The 7526-nt window shown below is 32.2% G+C and carries 4 protein-coding genes and 1 pseudogene; 4 read left to right on the top strand and 1 reads right to left on the bottom strand.

Annotated elements, in window-relative coordinates:
• Positions 1–75: 75 nt before the first annotated feature.
• The 4 genes and pseudogenes from ACHUFA_RS09785 to ACHUFA_RS09770 form a co-directional block, all read left to right on the top strand.
• Positions 76–366: a hypothetical protein gene (locus ACHUFA_RS09785; RefSeq protein ID WP_394405811.1), complete on the top strand. Its 291-nt coding sequence runs from the start codon at positions 76–78 to the stop codon at positions 364–366.
• Between the two features lie 908 nt (positions 367–1274).
• On the top strand, positions 1275–3041 hold the full coding sequence (locus tag ACHUFA_RS09780; protein ID WP_394405809.1) for a DUF4365 domain-containing protein: 1767 nt from the start codon (positions 1275–1277) through the stop codon (positions 3039–3041).
• 366 nt (positions 3042–3407) lie between these two features.
• Positions 3408–4655, top strand: a complete 1248-nt coding sequence (locus ACHUFA_RS09775; protein WP_394405807.1) for a restriction endonuclease FokI recognition domain-containing protein — start codon at positions 3408–3410, stop codon at positions 4653–4655.
• A 15-nt stretch (positions 4656–4670) separates the two neighbouring features.
• A pseudogene (locus ACHUFA_RS09770) lies at positions 4671–5216 on the top strand (restriction endonuclease FokI C-terminal domain-containing protein); the annotation flags it as partial.
• A 113-nt stretch (positions 5217–5329) separates the two neighbouring features.
• Here ACHUFA_RS09770 and ACHUFA_RS09765 read toward each other — a convergent pair.
• Positions 5330–7279 carry a Dam family site-specific DNA-(adenine-N6)-methyltransferase gene (locus ACHUFA_RS09765; RefSeq protein ID WP_394405805.1) on the bottom strand — a complete coding sequence of 650 codons (1950 nt, stop codon included), beginning with the start codon at positions 7277–7279 and terminating at the stop codon, positions 5330–5332.
• Positions 7280–7526 lie beyond the last annotated feature (247 nt).

Below are 7526 nucleotides of genomic sequence, written 5' to 3'. Positions count from 1 at the left end.
ATATGATGTCAGATCACGTTCACATGCTTGTGCTGATATATTGAAATTGGAATTTGCACTTTAGCTGCTGCATTTTTGTGCTCACTCTCTCTTCAAACGCAGATAATTTCTGCTGAAGAAGTTGCAAACAGCACAGAAGTAGCTCAGACACAAGAAACAAGCCCAGGCCCAGCATCAACCAAACGTAAGTTTGTGAACTACACTGTCCGTTATGCAGACCAAGAAGGTCGCGACATTGTTGCACCAGTTAAAAAATTAGATTTTTCTGGAACAAACATCATTGTTAAACTTGTAAAACATTTGACAAGGCGCCAGCTTATGAAATCAAATGGGCTATCGAAGAAATTCAAGAAGCCAGTTTTCTGAAGAAGAAGCTCGTCGCGTCGTCGCTCATTTGCCAATATTAAATAATTAGAAGACAAAACTCGTATCTTCGAACAAGTTGAAATCAAATATATCGACCGAATCAGTGGTAAGGAAATTGCAACGTCAACAAAACAACGCGAATTTGCAGGTGAGACTGTAGCAATTGCTGCTAAAGAAATTCCGAGTTACATCGCGCCAACTGAGAAGAAAACCGTCAAAGTTAAAGCGTAAAAGCGAAAAATAACGAGGTTGTTGAGTTTTATTACGATCACGATCGCAAAGATGAAAAGAAAGATTTGAAGGACTTCTTGAAACAAAAGATGACACTACAGCACAAAAAGCTGCTACTAAAAAATTGAAATGGCAACCTATTCAACATTCTTGAAATCAGACGCTTCAATCTTTAAGTCAGAATTTTTCTATTTCTATATGGAACGTATTTGGAAGAAAGCCTTCCCCCAGAGGCGCTAGAAGATTATTAATCATCTTCAAAAGGAACTCGAATGAGTTCCTTTTGAGTTTCTAGATAAGATAGAATATTATATTGGTAGTCAGTCATTGGAAAACTAAAAATTTATGAACAATTGACTTAACATAGTCTAAACCATTGATAATATTGAGATAGAAGCATAAAGTACATTCTTCAAAAAATATACTTTATTTTTAATTTGTACATTATTTTAAACACTAGTAAAGTACATTATCGGATGAGGAGTTTGTAGCTTGGTTAGAGATTCAATTGTACAAAATAATATCGAAAATGGTGGTGAGGTAATAGGCTCAATTGTACATTTTTTTGAAAATAATATAGCGCATATTAAGTGCAATAGTATTGGCTACATACCGTATTATTTATCTTGTTAGTGGTATAATAAATGGTAAATAGTGTTATGTAGTGAGGTGAGTGTTTGGCAAACAATAGACAGATTGAAACATTAGGTGTTGGATACCTAACAACATTTATCAATAAGCATAAGTTGCTTCAGACATATTTTGATAATAATGATAAAACTCCATCGTGGGACGGAGAAGTCCATGTTCTTAGAACTTCTAGCGAGAAGAAGAGCGAAATATTTGGTAAAGTACCTGCTCAAATTAAAGCTACAAAACAAAAGAAAAACATGCTTAAACATTTTTCATTAGCCATGAATGATTTAGAACTATATTCAAAAAATGGTGGAGTAGTCTTATTCGTTGTTTGGTTGAATGAGAACGGTGATTTAAGAGATATATATTATAAGTCACTGCCTCCTCTTTCTATAAAGAAGCTGATTAAAAAAAGTAAATTAAAAACTAAATCTGCAACCCCAAAAACGGTTTCGATACAGATTCATAAATTAAATGAAGAAAAACTGTATCCGATGTTAGTTGATTTTATTTCCAATAGTCGCAAGCAATATAGTTTTATAGACGCTGATGGAATCTCAATCGAAAATATTGCAGATGATAAAGATATAACGTTCTATTTTTATGGTCAAGATAAAGGAGATATTTTTAATTATCAAGAGGAACATGATCTCTTTGTATATGTTAAAGATCCAAAAACTGGTGTTGAAATTCCTCTTGATAATACAATAAGAGTTGTTGAAACTTACGAAGAAACAGATTTAACTATTGGAGTTGGTAGTCATATATTTAAAGATGTAAAGAGACATCATTTCCCTGATGGGAGTGTACAGCTCCATTTTGGTGGAGCCTTTAAAATGTTTGTTGATGTTAATAAAAAGCTATTCAAACTAAATTTTGTGAGACCTAATATGCTATCAAAAGCAATAGAGTGTACTCAAGCTCTTCAAGAATTAGGAAAAACAGGATATTTCACTCTCAATGATAATGAAATAGAGCTAGATGAACAGTCTTTATTAGATATTACTTCTCGTGATTTAGACAATCAGATAAAAGAATTATTACAGATTTCAAACTTCATGATCAATATGGGTATAAAAAAAGAGGTTGATCTATCTTTATTTGATAATCAATCTCAAAGAAACCTAAATGTTCTTAATTCAGGTCTATTTTTAAAAGAGAAAGTTACCCCAGATTATGATGATTCGAAATTACTTCATCTTAAGATTGCAAATATCCACATTATCACATTATATGAATTTGAAGATGATAAGAACGGAACCATGATAGACATCTTTAATGAAACTCCTTGGTGTCGAAGAGGAGAAGATGAAGATTATTCAGATATTTCTATTTTTGAAGTTTTTGAACCGAATGAATGGTTAAAGATAGATAATTGTAACTTTGATTCAGTAATAGCCTCCTATCAACGACTAGTTGATAATAGTTTAAAGCATGAAGGTGCTGATAATACAATAATAAAAATAATTGCTGCTGCCGACATGGCAGAAGACATTTCAAGAAGAGAATTGTTGCTAGATTGGGCTCAGAGGCTCTCTAACTGGAACTTAAATTATTTCCAGAATAGCGAGATTGCTATTATAAATGATCTTCAAATTAAGTATAGGAATCGCGAATTGAATAACGTTGAAATTGAGATTCTTAGTAACATTTTAATCAAGAATTACGATAAAGATGAAATTTGCTTTGGCGCGTCCGTATTATTAAAATCAAAACCTCAAGCTTCCTTATTTTGGAACAAGTTAGATAAAGAGATACAAGAGCGATATCTAGATTATCCTATTTATAACTTATATAAGAAACTGTAGTTCTTTCATCTCGACTTGACGACCATGTGACTAGAACATAGAAACGATGAAAGGTAGGAACTTGATAATGCAGAAGTATGAAAAAGACTCTGGACATATGAACTTAAACAAACGAGGCATAGTATTAATCTATGATGTCTATTGCCAAAGATTTCGCCGCATTGTCAGAGAAATGATTCCCAATTATCAATTCTGATGACGCTGGGGTGGTCTTTTTTACTCAACTCTTGCAATTTATCATATTAAAAAGCTAAGATATGTGCAGACTGCCAAACGTTAGACAAATTCTTTAGTTAAAGGGTTTAGTTCTGTATTGTACAGGACTATTTATTCATGATATAATAGCACTATATTTAGGAGGTTTTTATGGCAATTGCTATTACTGAATATCCACAATTAAATAACTTGTCATTTGGATTGGGACAGGATGTTAGCCAAGACTTAAAAGAGTTGGTAAAAGTTGTTTCAATATTTGTACCAAAATCAAAAATCCATAAATGGTTGATCAATAAAAGGCTAAAAGAAGTAGTGACAGATTCAACAATCCAAAATGAACTCATAGCTGCAATTGATACTGATCCTATATTAATTACTTGGAAACAGCTTACTGGGACAAGAACAAAAGGTGAAGCTAATAGTTTAGTTCAAGCAGTATTTCCAGGTCAGGGCCAAAGACTAGCAATTGTTGATTGGGCTGCACAGAATTATGTTAGTGTTGCTGTAGCATTCGGTTTGTTGGAATTTCATAGGGTAAGTAAATCATTCACAATAACAGATTTGGGAATTCAAGCAGTTCAACTGTATGAATCAGGTAACGAAGTCGCTCTTGATGATTTTCTGTATCAAAGATTGTTAGAATATCCGTATACTGCATGGCTGTTAAGATTACTTGGAGAAAATCCATCTAAGCAGTTTTCAAAGTTTGATTTGGGGGGAAATTTTGGCTTTATTGATGAACCAGGCTTTGACACTGCTCCAGTTGAAATTTTTTTAAATGGAATTGCACAGGCCAAGATTGATCAAGATGCAGAAGCTGAGAAAAAAATAAAGTCAAATTTTGAGAGTACCTCTGATAAGTACATGAGATGGCTTGCAGGTGTTTTGGTTGCCTCTGGATTAGCTAATTCAACCACCAAAAAAGTATCGCACACATACAATGGTCGGACTTTTGAAATTACTTTAGGAGCGGTTTATCAAATAACTCCTAAAGGTCTAACTGCATTGAAGCAAGTAAATGGTAAATCTCGCTATCCTAGAAGTAAAAAGAGAGTCATGTGGGAATTTTTTGCAACTAAAGATAAGAAAGCAATAGCCAAAAAAACTACGCGTTCATTAATACTAAAACATTTGTCAGAAAAGAAGAATCCATTAAAAGCGTCAGAAATATCCAAAATGATCAACTCTGATTATCCATCTCTTGAAGTAACGCCAGAAGAAGTATTAGATGACTGCATTGGGATCAATAGAATAGGTATTCAAATAGATATTGTAGATGATAAGCTGACATTAAAAGAAAGTCTCTATGATTTTGAAATACCTATCCAAAAAAACGTAGTGCTAGAAAAAACAGAAATTGACAAATTTAAGAATAAATTGCGCTCAGAATTAGACTGAGTTGATCACTCATATCTAAAAGGAATAGATATAGCGAATAAGAAGAAAACTACTAATGCTGAAAATACTGAGTTTGAAGTGATTTCAACAAAAATTTTCTTGGAAGAACTAGATTTTTCTGGGCAGCATCTTGGAGGTATTAGAAAACCAGACGGACTTGTTTGGGATGATGACTGTGCTATAGTTTTAGATTCTAAGGCTTACTCAGAAGGATTTCCATTGACAGCAAGCAATACAGATGCTATGGGTAGATATTTGCGTCAATTTAATGAACGAAAAAAAGATATTAAGCCTACTTGGTGGGACATTAGTCCTGAGAATATAGACAATATATATTTCGCATATATTTCTGGAAGTTTTGCTGGTAATTATGAAATACAGTTAAAGAATTTTAGAGCAGATACTGGTCATCAAGGTGGCGCAGTAGAGTTTGCAAAATTACTCTTATTAGCTAACAACTACAAGGCAAATAAAATGCAAAAAATGGAAGTTATAGAATCAATTCTTGATAACAATATTTCTTATGAGCAATATGCTCCACTGCTTATGCAAACTAAATAGCAAAATTAGGATATTTTTTGTTAATAAATAATTAAAATAAGCGGGGTAGAAATTAGCTACCGCGCTTGTTTTAATATGGTGAATTTGAGATTTTAATGAATTCAATCATTACGTTACAGAGAATCAGGGAGGTAATTAGTCACCAAGACCTCCTGGCTGCCTTTTGATTTAGAATTATAAGAAGCATTGTTATAATTATAGTTAAGGTAGTGAACATGATAACCTTTTTCAATTATCCAGTTCTTTAACAAATGATTCGTTTTCCCTTTGTGTTCAGTAACATTACTCAGTGCAAATCGAATTCCAAGTTCATTCAAGTCATCTATTATCTTAAATAGATTTTGCTCGCTCTTCTCATTCCAATCGGAAAAACCGCGATTTCCATCATTATAGTTACCGGTAGTAATAAGATATGGTGGATCAAAATATACAAAGTCGTCTTTTGTTAATTTTGAGAAATCAAACTCTTCAAAAAATATATCTGTAAATACAGCATCTAAAGTTTGTAATTTTGTTGTAAAATTCAACAAATTATTTCTCATGTTCTCACTGAAATGACTACGATTTCTTCCAAAGGGATTATTGAATTCCATTGAGTTATTAAATCGAAATTGATAGTTATAGCTATAAGAGGAAAGAACATAAAGGTCCAATGGATTAGGCTTGCTATTATAATGTTTTCTAAAATCTAAAAAAGCTTTCTCGTTTGTTTTACTGAGCTCCCAATAATCAATTTTTCTTTCAATTTCTTGTACTAATTTAACGGGAGATTGGATTTGGAAATACCGAAACATTTCATTTATACGATTGTTCATATCGTTGAAAATGTACTTGTGAGCAGTAACATTTATACCAACATTGGCTCCGCCACTAAATACATCAACAAATGTATTTATATTATCTGGGAAAAGTGGTAATATTTGATTCAGAAGTTTGTATTTTCCTCCAATGTAATTCAATGGGCTCTTGATATATTTTTTAGTTGAACTTACTTTTACTTCTCCAAGTTTACTTTCAGACTTCTCTTGTTGTCCCTGCTTAAATGTTTTTTTTTGAATATAAAAGAGTAGTTCATATAACTCCTTAGATGTTGAGGATTTTTTTGATTGATATTTCCGATAAGGAATTCTTTTCACCTCTACCACGCCGTTTATTGAGTTATTTTTTAAAATATCAGTTAGATCGTCCTCAGAAATAATTCCTTCGTTGTTATAACTCAAAATAATATGAGTTGCATCAATATTTTTTATTAAATCTTCCATTGCGGACAGAGCCTTGCTCTTTGTTGCATAATCGCTTTTCAGTTTTTTCCAATCAAAAATTCTTGTCACACCTTTTAGTTCAGGCTGTTCATTTCTAGCGACATTCTCTAGAAGATGATAGTTAGAGGCATATTGTCTTGAATTATATGGAGTGTCAATATATACAATATCAGCTTTAATGCGCTGAACTAAAGTGTTAGCATCTTCATTAAATGCTTTATTTTCCTTAGAGTTATCCAAAACGGTGAAATCTTGTAGTTCTAAGTCATTCAATGCTCTTTTATCCCAATGTTTTAAAAAGGCTCCATACGTTCCAGTGATGTTGCTAACAAATGGAATTGACTCAATAAGAGAAGAAAGGAGGTAGTAGTACTCATGGCTTGTTAATAAATCTTGAGACTTCCATTCCTCTATTTTAGTTCGAATAGAATCTATTTTTTTTGAGTTAGTCACAGATAAATAATTTGCGTTACCAGTAGGAGAATAAGCTTTTTCGTAATAACCAACTTCAGTATTGGTAACATCTATGTTTTGTAAATATGTCATTGGTGACTCAATACCAACTTCAGCAAGTCTAGAAAATAGAGGTTTTTCATTATTCTCAATTGTAGCCTTAGCATGTACATAGCTAAAGTACAAAAGATCATTTGAATAAACAGTATAATACTGCTTAAAATAGTTTCCAACAGAATTGGTGCCGGCAAATAAGTCTAAAAAAATCTCTTCCGAACCGTTAGAGTGTTTATCAACCATTTTTTTAATTTCAGTTAAAAGTGTTTTCTTTGAACCAATATATCTCATTAATTTTCACATCCTTTATCATCCTTATTTTAACACAAATGAGGAATAATTCCAACTTTATGTTGCAAAAAAATATTATTTTACAGATTAGATAAAATTCAATAGGTGTAAAGACATCCTTATGCTTTTCATCGATACAAGCTAAGCAGAGATAACTGTATAGTTAACTAAATACCCGTAGATTTTTAAAATAATATCCCCGGTGACAATTCAATCAAAATATGATATAATACAAAAAAAGTAAAAA

It is taken from the genome of Streptococcus hepaticus (assembly GCF_043656315.1).
Taxonomy (GTDB): Bacteria; Bacillota; Bacilli; order Lactobacillales; family Streptococcaceae; genus Streptococcus; species Streptococcus hepaticus.
This window is presented reverse-complemented; position numbering and strand designations above follow the sequence as displayed.